Source organism: Streptomyces sp. NPDC059668, assembly GCF_042734135.1.
Lineage (GTDB): Bacteria > Actinomycetota > Actinomycetes > Streptomycetales > Streptomycetaceae > Streptomyces.
In genome coordinates, this window is the sequence record NZ_JBHWEL010000073.1 from 12,044 (window position 1) to 32,198 (window position 20,155).

The following is a 20,155-nucleotide window of genomic DNA, read 5'->3' on the forward strand; positions in this document are numbered from 1 at the left end:
GCTCATCGAGTGGTCGGCTCCACTGACGGGCTGCAACATGCCAGGGCAGGGTGTTGCATCCCGTCTGTAACCGGGCAACCGGGACGGCATCAGAGTGCCGCCACCGAAGCGTGATTGATCCGATCAAGCCTTGCCCCAGGCCCGCGCCCTTCCCGAGGTTCACAGGGACAGAAATGATCAGTCTGACCGATCCGTCTAGGGATCTGTAACGGTTGGGGTTACGAAGGCGGCAGCTGTGTGACCATTGCCGACGACGTCGACGATGCGGCGGCCGCACCGAGTGGCTCCAGACGGTCGTCCACGCGGGCGCTAGCCTGACGAGCAGCCTCGTCGGCGCGGGGCTACCGAGCCGAGACCGGCGCGAAGGTCGGCACGTACGCCGGGGGCAGTCGGGACCGTGAGCGCCATCGTCGTGGGCAGTGTCGTCGGTGAGGGGATCGAGGTCTGTTGCAGATGAGGATTTGGCCTGAATGAGGAGAGGGTTAAAGGGATTGTTCAAGAAGAAGCAACCTGACACCGTGAATGCGTCCACACCGGGTGCTCCGGTGTGGGCCGAGCCGGAGATCTCCGATGACGAACGGGCTGTCCTGCTTGTCGGCATCATTGACAACCCCGATGCGCGCGAGGACGAAAAGTACGACGCGGCGAGCGATCTGGAGTTCCTCTCCAATCCGTTCGTCGAATCGAGTCTGGCCCGGATCATTCGCGCTGAAGACTTCAGGAGCGTGCTGGCACAACTGTGTGCGGAGTCCCTCGGCGGGATCTGGGCCAGGGCCGGCCGGGTGGACCCCGCCTTCATGGCGGAGCTGCGGGGCCCGGCGAAGGACGAGGTCTTCGGCATCCTCGGCGCCCGCGCCCCGCACCTGCTGCCCCCTAGCGCCCCCTAGACCAGAAGGTCTTCGATGGCTGAGGTTACGGCGGTCGGAAGTCGAGGCCGGTCTTGGCGATGAGGCCGTCGATGAGGCTGGGGCGGTAGCCGAATTCTTCCAGTTCGGCTGCGGCGTCGAGCAACTCGTCCTGCTGCGCCGAGTCTTCGGAGCGCAGTTCGTGGCTGAAGATGCCGTACGGGCCCGCGGTGTGCTGCGGTGCCGTGTGGGATGGGGTGTTCATGGTCTGCTCCTTGCTTGGGGGCCCCTGCTCGTGCCGCGCTCCTGTCCGTTGGGGGTGCGACGCGCTGGGCGGTCCGTCGGTGGGTGGGCGTGCGCGGGGACGGGGTGCTGGTGCGCCGCCGGGAGACGACGGCGAGGGCAGATCCAACGCCTCACGCACGGTGTCGCGGCAGAACATCGTGGAGGAGACCCAGGCGGAGCCCAGGCCCTCGCCGGCGAGGGCGACGAGGAAGTTCTGCACCGCGGCACCCATGGCGACCACGAACATCTCTCGTTCTGCCGCTGCACGGCGCGCGTCGGGATAGGTGCGCGAGCCGTTCATGACCAGGCAGGGCACCGCCAGGTACGGAGCGTGCCGCAGTACGTCGCCGCGCCGGATACGCCGGGCGATGCGAGCCTCGTCCCAGCCGTCGAGGTCGACCAGGTCCCGGTGCCAGGCGGCGAGCGTCGCGTCCAGCAGCCGTGTCCGTGTCCGTGGCGACTTCACTATGACAAACCACCAGGGCGTGGTCTGGTGGGGAGCGGGAGCGGTGACCGCCGCGGCGACGGCTCTGCGGACGGCCCTGGTGTCCACGAGCTCCTCCGCGAACTCGCGCACGGTGCGCCGCAGGGTCACCGCCTCACGGACCGCCTCCGAGGTGCCCAGTCGGAACATGTCCTCGTCGGCCGGTCGTACGAGGGAGCGGGCGCCCTCGCCGTCGCCGTCGGTGACCAGCCGGTCCAGTCCGCGGATGACGGCGACGGGGGTTCCACCGGTCTTGCCCTTGTCCAGGTCCGCGGCCGCGGCCAGCTCGTCGGCCGTCGCGGTCACCGTCAGCTCGAGCGTGTTGCCGTATCCGTCCACACGGCCCCGGTGATCCTCCAGCACCCGGAGCCCGGCAGCGCCGATGGCGACATCGGTCAGTCCGGTGCGCCAGGGCCGTCCGAAAGTGTCGTTGATGACGACCGCGAGCCGCAGGCCGGTCGCCCGCTGGAGCCGCTCACGCAGGGAACGCGCGGAGGCGTCGGGGTTCTCGGGAAGCAGCAGAACGGTGCCGGGCGGGGTGTTGGACGAGTCCATGCCGGCGGCGGCCATGATGAGGTCCTGCCGGTTTTCCACGATGCGGGTCGCGCCCCGGCGGGCCACGACCCGGACCGTCTCCGCGTCGATGGCCGCTTCCTGGTCGGCGGCGTGAATCATGCGGCCCTCGGCTTTGCTGATCACCTTCGAGGCCACCAGCAGTACGTCGCCGTCGGCAAGGCCCACGCCGGTGGCCAGCAGCAGGTCGGCGAGGTCGTCGCCCGTCGTCACTTCGGACAGCCCCTCGACCGCGAAAACCTGGTAGTCGCTCAGTGCGGATGCGGTGATACTCCGTCATGGGTAGAGATGCCGAGGTCATTGTGCTTACCCGTTGGTGTGCCGGAACCGCCTTGATGTCTTGACGCACAGACACGGGCCGCCCGCCACAGGGGAGTAGCGGGTGGCCGCTGCGTCCCGGCCTGTCACGGCCGGGCGACATCCTCCGCGGCGTCGAGCACCAGGTGCCAGGGGTACTCCTTCGGCTTGCCCTGGCCGGGCAGGTTCGGTACGAAGCCACCCTCGCCGTACAGGACGCGCACGCCCATGCCGCGGAGCTCGGCGATGCTCCGCTCGAACACCGAGTGCTGCACGTAGGCGGCGTTCACGCACGGCATCGCCACGATTGGGATTCCTTTCCCGATGCCCTCGGCGACGACGCCCACCACGAAGTCCCGGGTCAGGCCGAGCGCCCACGCGTTCACCGTGTTGAAGGTCGCCGGGGCGACGGCGATCACGTCCGCCTTCGGCCACACGTCCGGCTCACCAGGCATCTTGTACTCGCTGCGCACCGGGCGACCGGTCAGCTGCCCAAGGTCGGCGAGGTGCGGCTCCAGCCACCGGGCGGCCGTCGGTGTGAGACCGAGGCATACGTCCCAACCACGCTCCTGCGCGTGGGTGATGACGTCGGTTACGTCGAAGACGGGTGGTGCTGCGGAGCAGAAGAGGTACAGAACTCGGTGAGTTGCAGTCATGGTGCCTATCCGACCACATGCAACCGTTCCCGATCCGTGTGGAGTCGGGGGCGGAAGCGGTGCCCGCGCGCAGACGCGCGGGTACTGTTCCAAGTGCCTGCTTAGAACGGAGACCAGTATGCCCACGCTGGACGACAACCACACGGGCGCGCGCATCAAGGAACAGCGGAAACTGCGCAGACTCACTCAGAAGCAGCTCGCCGATCGGTTGCCCTATTCGTACAGCTTGCTCAACCAGGTCGAATGCGGTGCCAGACCTGCGAACGCGGACTTCGTGGCGGCCGTGTCGCGAGTCTTGGACTGCGACGTGACCGCGCTGACCGGCCAGCCGTATGTGACCGAATTACAGCGCGACAGGCTCGCCGAACTGGTGCGCCCGATCCGAGAGTCCCTCGACCTGTACGACCTGGGACCGAACCCCGATCTCACGGTGCGGCCGGCGCCCGACCTGGTCGCGGCCGCGGACCAGTTGTGCGAGGAGGTCCGCGCCACGCATCTGCGCAAGGCCGCCCAGATGCTGCCGGGGCTCATCGCCGAGCTGACGCACACCGCCTGGTCGAAGCCGTCCACGCAGCATTGGCGCGCCCTCGCCTCCTTGTACCGGACGGCACACGACATCAGCGTCAAGCTCGGCTACTACGATCTGAGCGCGGTCGCCCTCGACCGGATGGACTGGGCGGCGCAGCGTGCGTCCGACCCCTGCCTCGCGGCCGTGAGGCAGTACATGCGCGCGTTGGTGTACTTCCGCGAGGGCGAGTACCGGATCGGCCAGCGGCTGATCGCCTCCGGGCATAACGTCCTCGGCCAGGCCGACGAGACCCGCGAGGCCTTGGCGGTCGCCGGGCAGCTCCACCTGGGCGGCTCCGTCATCGCCGCCCGGGCCAAGGATGCGCGCGGCGCCGCCCGCCACATCGGCGAGGCCCGCCGGATTGCGAAGCGTATCGGTGACGCCTCCGACGTCCACTGGCTGTCCTTCGGGCCGACGAATGTCGCCCTGCACAAGATGAGCGCGGCTGTCGAGATGAACCAGTATGACGCCGCCCTCACTCAGGCGAAGAAGATCACGCTGCCGACGCAGTTGGCCACCTCCCGCCGTGCGCACTTCCTGATCGACCGCGCGCGCACCGAGATGGAGACGGGGCATGCCGGGGGCGCGCTGAAGTCGCTGTTGGAGGCCCGGAGCGTGGCGCCGGAGCAGACGCGATATCACCCGGCCGCCCGCGAGACGATTACAGGCCTGGTGCATCTGTCGCGCCGGACACCGGACACCCTGAACCACATGGCCGCCTGGGTCGGCCTGTGAGCCACGCTCACAAATCTGTGAGCGTTCTTCATCTGTCGAACCGTCACGCTGTTACTACGCCGGGTCAATGACGACGCGGGGGACAGCGTGCGGGGATCACCGAGCTTCAGCGAGCGGCCCCCGAGCAGAGCGTTCCTCGTCACGACCGGCCACCAGATGACGCACCCCGGCGACCGTGCGACCGGTCCCGGGGGCGTGGCCAACGCTCAAACCTGCGAGGGAGCGTCGACATGAGGAACCGTACCGCCCGAGAGCACGAGGTAAAACGCGGACCGGGGACGATGACGTTGCGCGTCTACAAGATCGCCAGGGACGGCAGTATCACCGACGACAGCGGAACCCGCTCCGTGGACTGTTGCGACACGCTGCCGTTCGGCTCGGTCCCCTACCCGCCCTGCCAGTGCCCGCTGCACAAGCACCTCGGCGTGGCGGCACCGCGGTGACCGCGGTCCGCGCGACCGTCAGTCGAAGCCCCATCGACACCGCGATGCTGCGGGCGTACACGCCGGAGATCCTCGGTCCCGAGCCAGTGCTGCCCCGGTACGAGCGTCTTCAGTTCCTCGCGTTCCTCTACCGCGGTGTGCTTCTGCAGCTGATTCCTGTTGTCGAGAAGTTCGCGATCGACCTGGGCGACGACATCGGCGCCCGCTGTGCCCTGGCCGGGATCGGTGAGGCCCGGCGCCGACTTGACGAGATCGAGGCGCCGGGCCTGGCCGGGGAGGTCAGCCGCACGCAACGCCTGGGCCGGTCGGTGCTCGCCCTGTGCGACCACTACGACAACCTCACCGGCGTGCGCATGTGCGTGCAGTGCGACCGTCCGATCGGTCCCGACGGCGAGCCCGTCCCATACGACTCCGACAGCGCGGGCGGCCAGGAGAAGAGCATGGTGCATGCCGCTTGCCTGCCGCCGCGTCCCCGCGACTGACGTCGCCACCCAGCCCCGGTGTCAGCGGTCCTACGACGGCCGTCGAGGGTTAGGGCCGCACGGCGTACCCCGGCGCTCCGGAAGATCCGGCCAGGCAGGGCATCCCGTCGCGTCGCGATCTTCGGAAGAGCCTGGCGGGACAGGTCTCCCTACGTTTGTCCGGGCTGCCGCCGATGGTCTGCTCGCTCACAGCCTGCGCCAGACGGGAACCACAACCCACTTCACCACTCGGAGGCCAACATGCCTTCTCCACATCCCGTTTCACCGAACACCGTTCTCGCGAACGCTCTCAGCGCCGCAGAGGACGTCCTCGCACCACGGATCCGCTCCGCTCAGCCCTCGCGCATCGCATTCGTCGTCGGCACCCAGATCAACGGAGTCCCCCACCTCGGGACGTCACTCGTTCAGTGCCTCACGTTCGCCGCGGCCGCCCGCGTTCGCGACAGGTTCAGGATTCCGGTCGAGGTCACCTTCGGCGCTCTCGACAACGCCCCCCACGAGGTCGTTATCGACTCGGCGTCGGGCCACCGATACCAGCGCTCGTATGCCCACGCTCTGGGCCAGGACGCCCTGTTCACGCAGGTCGAGACCCTCTACCGCCCGCTGTTCGACTGCCTCTCCGACCGCCTGGCCATCCCCTACTCCGTCGAGATGTACTCCCAGCAGCAGCAGAGCGAGGACTTCCGGCGCACCTGGTTACGAGCGCACGGCCGCATCGACGCTGCCCGCTGGTGGCTCGACCCCGCGCACGGCGTGCCGCACGTCCGGATCCCCTGCCCAGAGGAGGCCTGCGGCTGGGCGGAGAAGTACGCCCAGCGCACTGAGGTTCTCTTGGGCCGGGACCACGCCGTGGTGCAAGCGGTCTGCCTTCAGCACGGCTCGTACGAGGTCCGGATCGACGCCGAGGGGGGTGGTTACCTCGACCTCGCGACGCTGTACCGCAACCTCGTGAAGGAGCTTGCGGCGAGCGCCGACCGAAGTCGGCTCTCCGTCATGGTCAAGGGCGGTGACTGGGTGTTCGGCTCGACGCTCGTCGACAACGCCCTGACCGCGATCGGCCTGGCCGGCAGCCAGCTCCCCACGCGGCTGTTCTGCCCGCAGGTCGTCACGGACACTGGCGCCAAGCTGAGCAAGAGCCTCATCCGCGAAGGGCGGGCGTCGTTGCCGGAAGGCTCCGCCCCGTGGATGCTCGACACCAGGATGTGGCCGGGCACGCTGCCGGAGTACGTCGACAGGCTCCTCGACATGGCCGAGGTGCTCCTCGCAGACCCGCGCCACTTCTTCCGCTCGTACTCGGCCGGTGAGCTGGGGCGACTGATGACCGCATCCACGAGGAGTGTTCCCGCACCATGAGTAAGACGACTACCCGTATGCACGCGCTGAATCTCTACCGCCGGTACTTCGATCTCGTCGTGACCGGCCGCAAGACGATCGAGGTCCGGGTGCGGTATCCGCACCTCGCGGACATGGCCGCAGGGGACCGGATCCGCTTCCGGATTAAGGGGACCGAGGAGACGTGCGACGTGCGGGTTCTGCGGGTCGCTGCCTACGACAGCTTCGAGGAGCTCCTCGATGGCGAGGGGCCGGCCAACGTAAACCCGATGAGCTCGCGCGAGCAGCAGCTCGCGAACATCCGGGCGATCTACCCGCCGGAGAAGGAACAGCTCGGCGCCCTCGCGATCGAAGTGGCACTGATCGGCGGCGGGGCATCGGACGGCTGAAGGTCTCGGGAACCACACCCTCTGTCGCCTTCTTCTCCATCGGGCAGCGGCGGCCCTCCGCGACAACAGCACGGAACTCTGGAACGACATGCAAGCGGGGCAGCGCGGCCGGTCTTGCTGCCGAGTCCTTCCGCTAGCTCTTCTCGACCACGAAGAGCAAGGTCAGAATGTGCTCAGGAGGCTGGCGGCGCGTGCGGGCCGACACAGTCCGCGCAGTGCACAGGTACGCCCCAGCTCATGGGGATGTCGTGCGGGGTGCCGTCGAGTCGCGGGCGTGCTCGGCACGACGCCAGGTCAGGATGCAGATGCCAAGGCAGGACGGACGGGTGTTGACAGGCGGGCCTCCCCAGGGTGCGTACGGGGTGGCAAGAACGGCGATCGGCCCCGCCGGGGGAGGCGAGGCCGATCTGTTTTGCGACCCTATCGAGCTCAGCGGGCGGGCTTCGATCTTCCCTCACAAGCCACAAGAGAAGTTAGAGAACCGGGGGGGGGGGGACCCCCGTAGGCCTCAGCCTCGCTGCTCGTACTCACAGCAGCCTCGCAGCTGGGCCCGCCTCCGCCGGCGCCGCCCCGAGAGCGCTGTGGCGCACCCACTTGCCGCGCCTTACCGGTCAGCCGCCACACTGTCGGCGAGGACGGCGCCGGTAGGCACAGCCCAAGCGAGCCGGATCCCGGCATCCCGCACCTTCGACGGCAGTAGCGTTACCGTCACCTCGTCCGCGAGCGCGAGGCAGGCCTGATTGAGCCACGCGTCGTACGCGGCCGAGTCTGTTCAGCGAGTCGGTAGGCCAACGCTTGCGTTCGTGCGTGTTCGGGCATGCGCCTAGTATGGCCGCATTCGTCACCCCCGCCCGTGGCGTCGCCTGACGCTTCGGTGCAGATGTCAGCAGCCGGGTCCCACTGCGACTTGCACCTTCTTCGGGCGCATGGCGGGCCTCGCATCGACGTCGTAGCCAGGGTTGTCGCTCACCCAGGCTGCAGCGGTGCAGTAGCCGGGCTGCGTAGGGGACGTGTGCTGGAGATCATCGAAGGTCGTCTCGCAGGTGACGACGTTGTAGTTCCCCAATGTCTGCGCACTGTCGGGGATGTCCGGCACTTTGTACCAGACGAGGACGTCCCGCGAGGGCCCGCAGCGAGACGACGACGGTGTCGGAGTCGACGCCCTGGTGGCGGACTTGGCCGTTCTCGCTGCTGATCGCGGGGCTGCGTTGTCCGCAGGCTTCTGGGTCTTGTCGGCACCGCTCCCGCATGCGGTGAGGGTGGCGAGCAGCAGGGCGACTGCGGCAGTGAGGTTGCGTTTCATGCGGGCGATGGTGGGCGCCGCGGCCTGCTGGGGTCTGGGGTGTGGCGGATTCGTAACGGTGCGTTCGACCTTGTCGCAGCTGTTCGACCCTTGTACGCGCGCTGCCGATGGCGCGGGGCGCTGGCTCGGTGGTCCGTGTGCGCCGGAAGCCCCGCTGGCGGCGAGGCTTCGGTTTTCGATGGACGGGAAGATAGGGACCGCTCTTCGGGTTTGCGGAGCCCGCCGGCGCTGCGACCCAGAGGCCGGGGCCGGACATCTCATGCCTTACGCACCGCCCCTGAGTGGTAGCCCTCGATGCTGCTGTGCCCCTGGCGGGGACACTCAGCATGGCACGATGTCACGGCGCCCGGCCCGCTGCGCGCGGCATGCGCCTACGGAGTCGGGACGCTTGTGCACGTCGGGTCCGCAGGACGCAGTCGTCCAGCGGCTTCCAATCCGCCTCGTTCCGCTGCGCCAACCCGTCCCTGAACATCTGCAGATGACTCGCATCCGGCACATGTGCACACTCGGTCGGCGTGCCTACGCCAGGCTTTTCACCGGACGCGGGATCAATGTCGTTGACGTGTTCGTACATCGCTTTGGCCCACCCGTCGACACAGACCGGTCGGCTCCGCGTCCCGGCCCTCTGCTTCACGCTCATGCGGAGCCGGTCGGGCAACTCGCTGGTCAGCCCCTGCTGCCGTCAGAGGTGAAGAACCGGCGCACTGCTTTCCACGTCCAGTAATCCGCAGGCAGCGCAGGACACTTCACGCCTGATCCCAGTTCCGTCGCCTCTCCTTGAGTCGCAGCTGCCGGATCATGAGTACGGCCAAGGCGATCGCCAGGGACAGGTCTACGCCCGGAGCGAACCGTCCGGCCGCCTCCATCCTCAACTTCAGGCGAACGGCTCGCCGTTCGTCGGTCAGCCCGCCCCTTGCGCATGCCTTATACAGTCGGCATACCACAGGAATCATGGATCGTCAGCCCATACCGACATCAGGCTTTGGAGCTCGGCAATCATGCTCAGGACCTGGTTAGTTCTGGACAAGAGATCCCAATGCCGCGCCGCTCGGGCCGCGAGCCAACACGCTTTCCAGCCATCCAACTGATGAGGTGCCCCGGCTTGCAGGCCGCGGGTCACCTACGACGTCAGAGTTTGGGAACGCCGAGGTCAGCGAAGAGTTTTCTGGTTGCCGCGTGGGTGGAGTAGAGCACCGTGCCGCGGATCGAGCGAGTCATCAGGACGCCGTAGTGGTTACGGATCCGTTGCGCTAATTCGACGTCGGAGCTGATCCGGATGGCTTTGCTCTTCACGTGTTCTCGGTCCAGGACCCAGGCGTTGCCTGACCATGTGAGATCGGGGCCCATGATGACGCCGCCCCAGTCGTACTCCAGGCCCTGGGCAGTGTGCACGCAGCCGATCTGATTGAAGCCGCCGTCGTCCGTTGCCCAGTAGTGGCGCTTCGGTACGCCGGGCATGTCGTGCGAGTCCTCAGCGTTCCACGGACGGGCCCACCCGACCTCCGGGGCGACGTCTGGGAACGTGCCCGACGTGTCGGTCCACTCCCAGCACATGCCAGCCGTCATCCGGGCGCTCGCGCCCGCGTCCAACTTCGCCTGCAGGACCTTCTCCATCCGTGCGGCGCTGTCGGTCCAGTGGAGTTCGAACGGCTCGGCTTCTGTTCCGTCGTCTGCCTTCCACGGCAGCGGATCGCCGAGCAGCAGCCGTTTCACCCAGGTGTCGAAGGTGGAACTCCCGACCGCGCGTAGCGCACGATCGAAGTCGATCGTGACGACCTCCGCGGGTAGCTTCTGGATCTCCTCGATGAGCAGATCCTCGGACCAGACCTCGTCAGCGAACAGACGCTGGTCGCCGTCGATGAAGAAGACCGGAACCTTTGCCCGGGACACGATGACCTCGACGGAGGACTCGCCGTCGCGCATGTAGAACGAGCCCTTCATCGGGCGCTCAGTTAGCCGGTGCGCCTCGTCGCAAAGGATGAGGTCCACTCCGTCGGGCCCGATCTTGTCCGCGACCTTGTTGAGCGTCATAAACGCTTTTCCGTAGCCACGCGGCGCACCCCGACGGAAGTTCTCGCGTGACGCCACGCCGCCCGATACGAAACGTGCCGCATAGCCGTCCCTAATAACGTCTCCCAGCAAAGTGAGCGCGACGAGGGACTTACCCGTGCCTGCGCGTCCGCGGATCACGTAGACCTGCTTGAGGCTTGCCGACGGATCGCGGACCGAGTTCATGACGTTTTTCACTGCTTTGAGTTGGTTCTCCACCAAACTGAAGTGTGTGTAGCCGCTGACGATGTTGCCGATCTCGGAGGTCAGGAGCGCGGTCGACCGGCGCCGCCCCAGCAGCGCCTCGGCAGCGTCCGCACCATCGGCTGATGTGAAGCTGGAGTTGAGGAATTTCCGCAACTGCGCAGGCTGGCGGGCTGTGAACGTGCGGATGCCAGGGCAGGGCATGATCTGGCTAATCCACTGAGACTGCGGATCCTTGAGATTATGCAGATAGGCTGCCCCAGTGAGGTGGACGTACCGGTCGTCGAACATGCTGTGGTGTTGCTTGAGGGACTCCAGGTTGTCCCGCACCTGCACCGCCGGATGCTTCTTGTGCGCTGCGTAGAACGGCGCGTAGACGCGCTCGATCGCGCACTGCTTGCACAGGGCCAGGGCGCTAGGCTTCCTACATTCTGCACAGAGGCCCTTGGTGGCATTCGCCCGGTTGGGCCGCTCGACTGTGCTCCACTGCTTTAGTTCAACAGCTGCAAAGCTCAGCCCTCCCTCGGGGTGGTGGCCGGCGAGGACCACATCGATGGGGTTCATCTTCGGATCGACGCGATACTCGATGAAAACCCACACCTGGCCGAGACCGAGATCCTTGAGCGCTGTGGCAACTTCGTAGACGCTCTCGCGCCACGAATCGATGTCCCCGGCTGAGGGGGCCTGTCCTGTGGGGTGCGCCGCCGTGTAGCACTCGGCGATCTTGTCCTTGACGCGTTCCCGGTCCCGCACCATCTCTTCGGCGGGCCAGTAGGCTTCCAACTCTGACCACGCGCCCCCGCCAGCCACAACGCCCACGCTCCCGAAGCCGATCCACCATTTCGGAGACACCAACGGCCCTAACAGTAAAGCCATTGGTGCGAATGAGACGGCTGAGTATCCCAGTAGCCCCCAGTGACGACAAGCGATCTTCGGCCAGCAGGGGAGCTGCTACGGTCAGCATCACCGGCGGCCGGATAGGCGACCGAGCAGCAGCTCACCGACTCGCTTCCGCGCGCCGTGCCCCGCGCCGCTAGGTTCCCCAGAAGTGCCGTTGCCGCGTACGGAGCGGATCCACCGTCCTGCAAGGCGCCGCCCAAGATGGCCACCGCCGCGCCCTGGGTGTGGGGCACCACCGAGTCCGTCGTCGTGATCGCCCTGATGGTCGCCAGCTAGGCCCTGTCTCCCCGATCACGAGCGGAGCCAGATGAGGATGGCCGCGGCGGTGACGGTTCCGAGGAAGACGTACGCTCTTTTGTCGTAGCGCGTTGCGACGGCTCTGAACTGCTTGAGCTTGTTCACGGCCCGTTCCACCGTGTTCCGCGCGGCATAGCGTTCGGTGTCGAAGCCCGGTGGCCGCCCGCCACGTGAGCCTCGCCGCTCACGGGCAGCGATGGTGTCGCGCTTCTCCGGGATGGCATGGCTGATTCCCCTGCGTCGCAGATAGGCGCGGATCTTGCTGTTGCTGTAGGCGCGGTCCGCGCTGACGCTGTCCGGCAACCGCCGTGGTCGGCCCGAACCCACGCGCGGGACCCGGATCTTGTCCATGACGGGGATGAACTGGGTGCAGTCGGCCCGCTGCCCCGGGGTGACGAGCAAGGCCAGCGGACGGCACAACCCGTCCGAGGCCAGGTGCACCTTCGTGGTCAGCCCACCGCGCGAGCGGCCCAGGGCCTCGCCAGGTGCGCCACCGCCTCCCGGAGGCTGCGGAGCATGTGCGCGCGCACGTGAACTGATCTTCGCGCAGCCCCCTTTGCCCCAGCCGGCAGGACCGCTGGCGGCTTCCTCGGTGCACCGGCCGCATGCTGATGGGCGCGGATCGAAGTGGAGTCGACGTTGATGTCCCAGTCGATGTCGCTCACCGCATCGGCGACGGCCTGGAGGTGGTGAAGCAGGCGTTCCCAGGTGCCATCGGCCGACCAACGCAAGTGGCGCTTGTGGACGGTCTTCCACGGGCCAAAACGTTCCGGGAGCTCTCGCCACTGCACCCCGGTGCCAAGCCGGTGGATGATCCCGTTGATCACCTGGCGGTGGTCCCGCCACCGGCCGCATCGGTTGTTGCTCACCGGCAGCAGTGACTCCAGCACGGCCCACTCAGCGTCGGACAGATCACCCCGGCTCATCATGAGCGGAACAACGAGCGACCTGATGCCAGCGGCACGGTCAGACCGACGCGTGACCGGTTGTTTCCGAACGTCCACCGTGCTGGAGCCACTCCGGCGCCAGGATCGACATCACCGTCGCGTCCACCCGCTCGCCCTCCCAGAGCAGCGCGTCACGCAGTACGCCCTCGGCGACGAACCCCACCTTCTCGTAAGCGCGGCGGGCTCGCGGATTGAACGCGTAGACCTCCAGCGTGATGCGGTGCAGCCCCAGCTTCTCGAAGCCGTATCCGACGATCAGACGGGTCGCCTCCGTCCCCAGGCCAGATCCGTAGGTGCCGGGCACCAGGCAGATGCGGAAGCTGCAACTTTCGTTGCCTGGGTCCCACTCGTTGAGGACCGCCTCGCCGATGACGTTCCCCGTCGCCAGCTCGACCACGGCAAGGTCCAGCCGGTCATCTTGCTCCCGACGACTGTCGTACCAGGTACGTATTCGCCCCTCATCGGGCACACCGTCGTCATGACTGCCGGTCAGCCGTGATGCCTCTGTGTCCAGGAACATCGGCATCAGCGCAGGCACGTCATCCGCCGTGACTGGCCGGAGCAGCACCTGTTCCCCTCGTAGCGACGGCTTGCTGAGGAAATCCGGGCGTGAAACATCTCGAACGTGATCAACCATGGCCGCATTGTGTCCGGCCGAACCGCCCAACGTCCTCCTGATTCGCCACAGGACCCCGTGATCGGGGAGACAGGGCCTAGTGGTTCTCCGGCATCCCCATCCGCCGCCGCGCCGCGAACGCCGCCCTTCCGGCGGCGGCCGAGGCGGAGCCGGTCCAGTGTGAGGCCGCGCGACGCGGCGGATTTCCCGCCGTTCCGGGGACCCCGGCCCCGTGACACGAGCTCAGCCGCGGGGGCTGGTGATCCGATCGGGCTGGATCACGTAGATCACCCGGACCTGGTCGCGACCGCCGAACCATGGGTAGGGCCCGCCGAGGTACTTCTGCGCGAGTGCCTCAATGTGCTCGACCGCTCCCTCGGCGGTCACGCGCACCACACGGCCGCGGATCTGGACGTAGGAGGACGGTTCCGAGGGGTCGGAGATCGCTATGGCCACCCGCGGGTCGCGTGCGATGTTCCGGGTCTTCTGATGCGACTCCACGCTGTTGATCAGGACGTGTTCACCGTCGGTGTCGACCCATGTCTGGGTGAGCTGGGGGGAGCCGTCGGGCATCGTCGTGGCGATGTGGCAGATGCTGGGGCGTCGCAGCATCGCCAGCACGTTCTCGCCGAGGGATACGGGCACGGGGTCTCCAGGAGTAGGGCCGGTGAATGCCGGATCCACGGTAGCCACGCGTGCGGACCGGCCCTCACCCAGCCCCGGAACCGCGCACCGGCCGGGCTCAGAGTTCGCGGTACCTTGCGGTAGGCGTGACCACGTGACGATTGTCAGTCATGCCTGCTGGGGCCTCGAAGCTGCGCCACTGGAGCGGGAGCGTGCGGGAGACCGGGCCCGACTCGTTGTTGTGCGATTCCCTCCAGGGATCCCAGCGGCAGGCGCGGGCGGAGACGAATGCGAAGTGGCTTTCAACCTTTAGGACACGACAGCGCTCTGAAGAGGGGTGACAGGACAAGGCTCCCTGAGGGGAGCCGGACAAGGAGAGCAGATGCCGGACCACGGCCGAGGCTCCGAGGCGCCACAGGGATCCCAGGCGCCCCCGAGCTTCGAGGCGTTCGCCCAGGCGAGTCAGAGACGGCTGTACCGGACCGCCTACCTGCTCTGCGGGGACCCTGAGACGGCGCGGGACCTGACGCAGACCACGCTCGCCAAGCTGTTCCAGCACTGGCACCGGGCGAGCCTCGCAGACCACATCGAGGCCTACGCGAGAACGGTGCTGACCCGTACATACCTGGCCGAGCGGCGGCGCCGCCTGCGGGATCTGGTGGCGCACTCCCGCCCGAACCCCCGGCCCGCACTGGGAGACACCGATCTGCGGCTGACGCTGATATCCGCGCTCTCCGAACTTCCGCCCCGGGCACGGGCCATGGTCGTACTGCGGTACTGGGAGGACCAGAGCGTCGAGTCCGTCGCCGAGCTCCTGAAGTGCAGCGAGTCCACGGTCAAGAGCCAGTGCTCACGCTCCCTCGCCAGACTGCGCGCCCGCCTGGGCGAGGCCCACACCTACGCCAGCGGGAGCTGAGGAACCGCCATGACAGCCAACATGCCCGAAGAAAACGACCACAGCGCCCTGTTGGTCAGGGACGCGATGGAACGGACGGTGGCGGACCTGCCGCCGTCGCACGACCTGGTACCTGCCGCGGTCGCCCAGGGGCAGCGCCGCAGGCTGAGGGCCCGGCTCGTTATTGCCACCGGGAGCGCCTGCGTGGCCGGGGCAGTGGTGGCCGCCTGCCTGACGGTCGCCGGGGGAGGCGACTCCCACACGTCGGTGCGGCCCGCCGCGAGTGCCACGCCCTCGCCACACCACTCACACGGCCTGGCCCCCGAGCCGGGGCCTTACCGCACCCCCCTGCCGGCCGAGTCGATGGACCCCGGGGACCTTGCTATAGCTCAGCTGTCCGCGGCCGACCGGAAGCGGCGTGAGGAGTTCCAGCAACGGGCGGCCGTTCTCCTGGACCGCCTGCTGCCAGACAGCATCGGTTTCGTCCACCCGGTACGCAACTACGCGCAGCTGTACAACGGTGAGAGCGCAGGAGGCCGAGTGTTCGAGCTCATCTTCACCGTGCGGTCGTCCAAAAACCGGCCCGGTCCGCGGCCCTGCTTCAAGGACATTGCGCGCAAGGGCGGGACTTGTGAGTACGTCACCCTGCCGGGCGGGAGCGGTGTCAGGGCAACATCGCTCCGCTTGCGCGTCGAACCGTCAGACACCATGTCCACTCAGATCGCCTTCACCTACGCGCACAGTGAGGCGGTACTCACCGTCTACCCGGATGTGGACGCCGGGGCCTCCTCTCCAGTCACCGGAGAAGAACTGGAGGCCGCCGTTGGCGACCCCCGTTTCCTCGACCTAGTGCGGGACGCCGCCGCGCTGCCGCTGGACTTGCAGGAGGCCATCGGCGCGGACGACTGAGAGCGAAGACGGCGGTGCTGGTGGCCACCCCACCACCAGCACCGTCAAGCGCTCCGCCTAATACTCCAGTTGTAGATGGCGATCTTGCTGGTCGGGTGCCAGGTCTCGGGGCGAACTGATTCCCGACTCGATTGGTCCGGTCCGATGCGCTTGCCGTCTCAGCCGGACTGGTCACTCGAGGGGCCGATGGTGCTGTCCGTGCCGTAGAAGCGGCCCTGGTCGCACAGGGCGTCGATCTCGGCGTTGTCTTCCTGGCTCAGTTGTGCATCCAGCGCGACGCTGATGATGCGTCGGGCGCGGGCCAATCGCCGAGCGACATCCCAGTCGGCGATGAATTTACCGACGGTGTAATCGTCGGCGGTCCCGGATCCCTGGTGGGATCCGAGTCGGTCGAGGGAAACGACGAACTCGTTCAGGTCCTGGAGTACCGCGACGACCTCGCTGAGGGGCATGCGGATCTCTCGTGAGGACATGTCCATCAGCCGATTCAACTCCAGAACTGCTACTCGGGACCAGATCCTGATTTTGCTGGTCGGGGCTGGTCCGGGAACGGGGGCGGCCACCGGTGATCATCGGTGTGTGAAGACAGAAGATCAGACGGTAGCCGCAGGTCACAGCATAGATCCTGCCCGCTGGCAGAAAGCGTTCGAGGTCCTGATGGGCCGTATCGCGGGCCGGTTCGTCCGGGTGGAACCCCGGCGCCGGGCACGGGCGTTCGTGCTCGGCCTGTTGTCGAACCCGCCGCGCAAGGAGTGCCGGACACTCGCCGAGCAGGCCGGCGACGCGAACCCGTACGGACTGCAACACCGATCACCGTCCGCGACCAGTCCAGCTTCTTCGGGGCCCGCAACTGTTCCGCAGCACCAGGTGCAGTTCCTCCCACACGCCTTAAGACTTCCGTGGCATCACCTCCAGACACGACTGACCGCCACCTCCTACGAGGCGGCGGTCAGTTTCGTGTCATTCCTGCTCAGGGCAAGATCAGTTTGAATGCGGACCCTAGTGCGAGGTCACCTTGAAGGTGCCATGGCGCTTCACCTTCAGATAGACATAGCCCGATTCAAAGCGTCCTTGGGTGACTCCCGCCGCCGCGGCGAAGGATCCGTGGCGCCAGACCACCTCACCGTTGACCCTAACGGTGCCGGTCCGGCCGGAGACCGGGACGGCGATGGTGCCGCTGGTCCCCCTGGGGGCGTTGACGGTCAGGCTGAACTGGCTCTTGCCCTTATTTGCGGTCCAGTTGACGCTGAGGTCTCCGTGCGGGGTGGGAACACTTCCTCGGGTCCAGGTGAGGTCTCCGGGGTGGGGCTGCACCGTCCAGGTGCTGTAGCCCGCCGTGTCCGGACGAACGCCCAGGACGTAGCTGGACAGTGCGGACGTCGGGGCCGTGGACCAACCGTGGGACAGGCTCGCTCCCGACCCGAGGCCGGGTGTGCCATCGTGGCCGGAGATGTTCTCCCACATAGTCCCGGTCTGATTCGGGCCGGGAGCGATCATGTGACCCCACACGTTGTGCAGGAGCTCTTGTGCGTTGGCGGTATCCCCGGTCGCCAGACGCGCCTGGAGTTCGAACCCGCTGATGAAGGGGCTGACCAGGTTCTTGTTGCCGGCGTCGGAGGAGAAGGGAAGCGGTCCGTAAGGGGTGCTCCACAGCGACGACTTGAGCTTGGACAGGATCTCCGCCTGCTTGGCGGCCGGGGCAACTCCGTACAGGACTGCCAGTGCGTTGGCGTCCTGAGCGACTCCGGACTGGGTGTCGCTGATCTTGTAGAGGCCGCTCGTCGGGTCGTAGAGACGCTCGTTGATTCGCTTCCGCAGCGCTTCGGCGTCGGCCCGATAGGCAGCGGCTTGTGAGGCGTCTCCGGCCGCTGTGGCCAGTGCCGCACCGTCCAGCAGTGCCTTGTAGTAGAGGATGTTGTAGGCCGAGACCTCGCCACCCTTGTCGCCGTCGTAGAAGTCCCAGTCCGCTCCGTCGACCCCGGCGCGGGTTGAGAACAGGCCGTTCCCGTCCACCCTGGTCGCGTTCCATGCGAGTTCACGCTTGACGACGGGCCATTCCTTGGTGACGAAATCCTTGTCGCCGGTGTGGAGATAGTAACTGGCCAGATCCGCAACGAAGTACATGGAATACGTGGCGGAGTAGCTGGCCGTCTCGCCCGGGGTGAGCGGGCCGAGGTGCGCCACGCTTGCCGGATGGAGGGCGCCGGGCACGAATCCGCTGGAAAGCTGCCGGCTGCCCAGCAGGTCCAGCGACTGTTTGATGTACTCCGGATTGTTCACGGAGTAGTAGTCGGTGAGGCCCTCCACCAGGATGTCGCCGCTCCAGATCGCACGGTCGCGCCGGGCGCCGTCGAGAACCGATGCCACCGCGTTGGATCCCGGCGGAGTGAAGTCGGCGAGGGACGCAGGCGCGGTAAGCGGATGGCTGTAGAGCGTCTTGCCTTGACTGCTGACGACAGTGAGGTCCTTGAAGGACGCCTCCTCGTCGCCGAACTCACGAAAGCCGATGGTCCCGGTCGGATAGGCCACTGCTTCGGCGGGCAGCGACGAGGTGTCGACATGATCGATCGGCTGGCCGTCCAGCAGGATCGAGATGCTGGTTGCGGACACCGTGGTGGCCACTGTGTGCCAGGTGCCCTCGGTCAGGGGCGACGGCAGTGCCACGGACCCGAGGCTCGTGTAGGCGCCGTTGTGGACGTTGAGTTTCTGCAGGGTGTTCGGGGCGCCGCCTGTGTCAGTGCTGTCGTCGAGGATGAACAGGTAGCCGTTCTGCGAGTTCTGCGCGCGTGCCATCCACCCGGCCTGGTTGTGGAGAATCCTGGTCCGGAAGGTCGTCGTGTAATCACTCCAGGACGAGCCGCGATTCAGGACGCCGGCACCGTCGTTCACCTTCGAACCGCCGGCACTCAAAGCACCGTCCTGGATCGCCCAGCTCCCGGGAAGCGAGTTGGCCGGGACGAGATTGGTCTGCAAGGTGTAAGCACCGGCGTACCAGATCTTGTTCAGCTCGTCCGAACTCGACAGGAAGTGACCCTGGTATCCGCTCGCCTGAGTACGGTCGGCGATGTACTTGATCCCGACCTTGCTGAGCGTGACACGGCCTGGGTCGGAGAGCGTTATCTGCTCGTACCGCTCGCCTCCTTGCGCGGCGGGGTTGGTGATCGTGCCCGGACCGGAGACCTGGTAGGTGTCGAACCGTGAACTGTCGCCGTCCGCCCAGGGCGCGGCCCCGTCACCGGACGGGCTCATGTACTCCAGGCCCTCGCTGTACGCGGCCTTCAGAGTCGGGGACCCGGACTTGGCGGAGACGGTGAAGTAGGGCTGGCCGCCCGTCTCTTGGCCGTAGTCGAGAAGGATGGTGGGCGCTTCTCCGCCGGCGGTGTAGGTCAGCGTCGTGCTGCCGGTGCCGCCGCACAACAGGTTCCGGGCGCCTTCGACCGAGCCTGTCGTGCTGACCACGGAGACGGGGCAGATGTCGGAGTGCTTCGGGGTCTGGACGTACTGCCGCCAGTCACTCGTGGCCCGGGGTGTCCTGGTCCGGGTGGCGTGTTCCGTGGCGGACACGGCCACGGGCTGGGCGAGCATGGCCACGATGAGGGCAAGGCCCAGAGTGAATGTCGCGCCGGCCCAACTGCGTCTGCGTGACGGACGTCGTCTGCCCGAAATGATCATAGGAACTCCGAGGGTGCGAGTGCTGCTTTGACGGCTCTCAGGTCAGCGGCGATCAACGAAGAACGCGCAGGCCAGGGTGGCGGGTGACGGTCCAGATCCTTTTGAAACGTTTCAGGTCTATTCCGCAAAAGGCAAGGTATGCAGTAGCCATGACCGCGTCAACCCATCGCGCATAACTTGGCATTCGTCATAAGCACTGCGCGCCTCGCGGCACGGCACGTTCGCGGGCGCCCCGACGCGTTGCCGGCCGACCGCGGCTACGACCACGACAAGTACGGGCGCCTGCTCTGGGCCCGCGGGATCCGACCGGTGATCACGAAGCGCGGCGAGTCCCACGGCACCGGCCTGGGTATCTTCCGCTCCGTCGTCGAGCGTACGATCGCCTGGCTTCACGGCTTCCGCCGCTTGTGCATCCGCTGGGAACGTTGCGACGACATCCACGAAGCCTTCCTCAGAAGTGCCGTCTGCCTGATCACCCATCGCCACGTCCAACGGCTCTGTCAGGAACAGTTGGCGTCCCCGGGGACCAGGGCCCGGGGGACTGCTGGGTCGTGAACGTCCTGCCCGGGCGACCTGGTCCCCGAGGTCCGACGGGACCGGACTCAAGGACCAAGGCGGCAGGCCGCGTACCGCCGTACACGGCCTGCCGC

The 20,155-nt window shown here is 67.1% G+C and carries 16 protein-coding genes and 3 pseudogenes; 10 read left to right on the top strand and 9 right to left on the bottom strand.

The window, feature by feature from the left end:
• Window positions 1-491 precede the first annotated feature (491 nt).
• Window positions 492-887 (top strand): hypothetical protein, encoded by a 396-nt coding sequence (locus ACFV2J_RS34700; protein ID WP_385442408.1) that lies wholly within the window; start codon window positions 492-494, stop codon window positions 885-887.
• A gap of 298 nt (window positions 888-1,185) precedes the next feature.
• On the opposite strand, the pseudogene ACFV2J_RS34705 reads toward ACFV2J_RS34700, so the two are convergent.
• Both ACFV2J_RS34705 and ACFV2J_RS34710 read right to left on the bottom strand, forming a co-directional pair.
• Window positions 1,186-2,457: pseudogene (locus ACFV2J_RS34705) on the bottom strand (coenzyme F420-0:L-glutamate ligase); the annotation flags it as partial.
• A gap of 134 nt (window positions 2,458-2,591) precedes the next feature.
• Window positions 2,592-3,140, bottom strand: coding sequence for a flavoprotein (locus ACFV2J_RS34710; RefSeq protein WP_385086342.1), 549 nt, complete (start codon window positions 3,138-3,140; stop codon window positions 2,592-2,594).
• A gap of 118 nt (window positions 3,141-3,258) precedes the next feature.
• Between ACFV2J_RS34710 and ACFV2J_RS34715 the strand changes: the two genes are divergently transcribed.
• The 5 genes from ACFV2J_RS34715 (at window position 3,259) to ACFV2J_RS34735 (ending at window position 7,089) form a co-directional block, all read left to right on the top strand.
• Window positions 3,259-4,443 (top strand): helix-turn-helix domain-containing protein, encoded by a 1,185-nt coding sequence (locus tag ACFV2J_RS34715; RefSeq protein ID WP_385086345.1) that lies wholly within the window; start codon window positions 3,259-3,261, stop codon window positions 4,441-4,443.
• A 230-nt stretch (window positions 4,444-4,673) separates the two neighbouring features.
• Window positions 4,674-4,886 carry a hypothetical protein gene (locus tag ACFV2J_RS34720; RefSeq protein WP_385086348.1) on the top strand — a complete coding sequence of 71 codons (213 nt, stop codon included), beginning with the start codon at window positions 4,674-4,676 and terminating at the stop codon, window positions 4,884-4,886.
• Window positions 4,883-5,368 (top strand): DUF6415 family natural product biosynthesis protein, encoded by a 486-nt coding sequence (locus ACFV2J_RS34725; protein WP_385442413.1) that lies wholly within the window; start codon window positions 4,883-4,885, stop codon window positions 5,366-5,368. Before ACFV2J_RS34720 ends, ACFV2J_RS34725 begins: the two co-directional genes overlap by 4 nt.
• 240 nt (window positions 5,369-5,608) lie before the next feature.
• Window positions 5,609-6,721: a hypothetical protein gene (locus ACFV2J_RS34730; RefSeq protein WP_385086354.1), complete on the top strand. Its 1,113-nt coding sequence runs from the start codon at window positions 5,609-5,611 to the stop codon at window positions 6,719-6,721.
• A complete protein-coding gene (locus ACFV2J_RS34735; protein ID WP_385086357.1) occupies window positions 6,718-7,089 on the top strand; it encodes an ASCH domain-containing protein in 372 nt (123 codons plus the stop codon). Before ACFV2J_RS34730 ends, ACFV2J_RS34735 begins: the two co-directional genes overlap by 4 nt.
• A gap of 883 nt (window positions 7,090-7,972) precedes the next feature.
• On the opposite strand, the gene ACFV2J_RS34740 is transcribed toward ACFV2J_RS34735, so the two are convergent.
• The 5 genes from ACFV2J_RS34740 to ACFV2J_RS34760 all read right to left on the bottom strand — a co-directional run bounded on the left by ACFV2J_RS34740 (window position 7,973) and on the right by ACFV2J_RS34760 (window position 14,050).
• Complete coding sequence (locus tag ACFV2J_RS34740; RefSeq protein ID WP_385086360.1) at window positions 7,973-8,392, bottom strand: hypothetical protein; 420 nt, start codon at window positions 8,390-8,392, stop codon at window positions 7,973-7,975.
• A 1,128-nt stretch (window positions 8,393-9,520) separates the two neighbouring features.
• Window positions 9,521-11,497: a DNA/RNA helicase domain-containing protein gene (locus ACFV2J_RS34745; protein WP_385086379.1), complete on the bottom strand. Its 1,977-nt coding sequence runs from the start codon at window positions 11,495-11,497 to the stop codon at window positions 9,521-9,523.
• Window positions 11,498-11,836: 339 nt separating this feature from the next.
• Window positions 11,837-12,768 (bottom strand): IS5 family transposase gene (locus ACFV2J_RS34750; protein ID WP_385086382.1). Its coding sequence is split into 2 segments (ribosomal slippage): window positions 11,837-12,334 and window positions 12,337-12,768, totalling 930 coding nucleotides; the frame shifts between segments, so codons are not numbered across the junction.
• Window positions 12,769-12,808: 40 nt separating this feature from the next.
• Window positions 12,809-13,426, bottom strand: a complete 618-nt coding sequence (locus tag ACFV2J_RS34755; RefSeq protein WP_385086363.1) for a GNAT family N-acetyltransferase — start codon at window positions 13,424-13,426, stop codon at window positions 12,809-12,811.
• A gap of 222 nt (window positions 13,427-13,648) precedes the next feature.
• Complete coding sequence (locus ACFV2J_RS34760) at window positions 13,649-14,050, bottom strand: PPOX class F420-dependent oxidoreductase (RefSeq protein WP_385086365.1); 402 nt, start codon at window positions 14,048-14,050, stop codon at window positions 13,649-13,651.
• A gap of 361 nt (window positions 14,051-14,411) precedes the next feature.
• Between ACFV2J_RS34760 and ACFV2J_RS34765 the strand changes: the two genes are divergently transcribed.
• Both ACFV2J_RS34765 and ACFV2J_RS34770 read left to right on the top strand, forming a co-directional pair.
• Window positions 14,412-14,945 carry a SigE family RNA polymerase sigma factor gene (locus ACFV2J_RS34765; RefSeq protein WP_385086368.1) on the top strand — a complete coding sequence of 178 codons (534 nt, stop codon included), beginning with the start codon at window positions 14,412-14,414 and terminating at the stop codon, window positions 14,943-14,945.
• Between the two features lie 9 nt (window positions 14,946-14,954).
• Window positions 14,955-15,833 (top strand): hypothetical protein, encoded by an 879-nt coding sequence (locus tag ACFV2J_RS34770; RefSeq protein WP_385086370.1) that lies wholly within the window; start codon window positions 14,955-14,957, stop codon window positions 15,831-15,833.
• 158 nt (window positions 15,834-15,991) lie between these two features.
• On the opposite strand, the gene ACFV2J_RS34775 is transcribed toward ACFV2J_RS34770, so the two are convergent.
• The gene (locus tag ACFV2J_RS34775; RefSeq protein ID WP_385086373.1) at window positions 15,992-16,312 is read right to left on the bottom strand and encodes a hypothetical protein; all 321 of its coding nucleotides are present in this window, start codon (window positions 16,310-16,312) and stop codon (window positions 15,992-15,994) included.
• Window positions 16,313-16,451: 139 nt separating this feature from the next.
• Here ACFV2J_RS34775 and ACFV2J_RS34780 point away from each other — a divergent pair.
• Window positions 16,452-16,640: pseudogene (locus tag ACFV2J_RS34780) on the top strand (IS701 family transposase); the annotation flags it as partial.
• Window positions 16,641-16,832: 192 nt separating this feature from the next.
• On the opposite strand, the gene ACFV2J_RS34785 reads toward ACFV2J_RS34780, so the two are convergent.
• Complete coding sequence (locus ACFV2J_RS34785) at window positions 16,833-19,418, bottom strand: alpha-L-rhamnosidase C-terminal domain-containing protein (protein ID WP_385442421.1); 2,586 nt, start codon at window positions 19,416-19,418, stop codon at window positions 16,833-16,835.
• Window positions 19,419-19,718: 300 nt separating this feature from the next.
• On the opposite strand from ACFV2J_RS34785, the pseudogene ACFV2J_RS34790 reads away from it, so the two are divergent.
• Window positions 19,719-20,060: pseudogene (locus tag ACFV2J_RS34790) on the top strand (hypothetical protein); the annotation flags it as partial.
• Window positions 20,061-20,155: the final 95 nt, after the last annotated feature.

Excerpts from the sequence above, each read along its gene's own strand:
- ACFV2J_RS34735 (WP_385086357.1), top strand. The coding sequence starts at position 6,718 with ATGAGTAAGACGACTACCCGTATGCACGCGCTGAATCTCTACCGCCGG.
- ACFV2J_RS34755 (WP_385086363.1), bottom strand. The coding sequence starts at position 13,426 with ATGGTTGATCACGTTCGAGATGTTTCACGCCCGGATTTCCTCAGCAAG.
- ACFV2J_RS34710 (WP_385086342.1), bottom strand. The coding sequence starts at position 3,140 with ATGACTGCAACTCACCGAGTTCTGTACCTCTTCTGCTCCGCAGCACCA.
- ACFV2J_RS34730 (WP_385086354.1), top strand. The coding sequence starts at position 5,609 with ATGCCTTCTCCACATCCCGTTTCACCGAACACCGTTCTCGCGAACGCT.
- ACFV2J_RS34765 (WP_385086368.1), top strand. The coding sequence starts at position 14,412 with ATGCCGGACCACGGCCGAGGCTCCGAGGCGCCACAGGGATCCCAGGCG.
- ACFV2J_RS34775 (WP_385086373.1), bottom strand. The coding sequence starts at position 16,312 with ATGGACATGTCCTCACGAGAGATCCGCATGCCCCTCAGCGAGGTCGTC.
- ACFV2J_RS34770 (WP_385086370.1), top strand. The coding sequence starts at position 14,955 with ATGACAGCCAACATGCCCGAAGAAAACGACCACAGCGCCCTGTTGGTC.
- ACFV2J_RS34715 (WP_385086345.1), top strand. The coding sequence starts at position 3,259 with ATGCCCACGCTGGACGACAACCACACGGGCGCGCGCATCAAGGAACAG.
- ACFV2J_RS34785 (WP_385442421.1), bottom strand. The coding sequence starts at position 19,418 with ATGCTCGCCCAGCCCGTGGCCGTGTCCGCCACGGAACACGCCACCCGG.
- ACFV2J_RS34720 (WP_385086348.1), top strand. The coding sequence starts at position 4,674 with ATGAGGAACCGTACCGCCCGAGAGCACGAGGTAAAACGCGGACCGGGG.
- ACFV2J_RS34740 (WP_385086360.1), bottom strand. The coding sequence starts at position 8,392 with ATGAAACGCAACCTCACTGCCGCAGTCGCCCTGCTGCTCGCCACCCTC.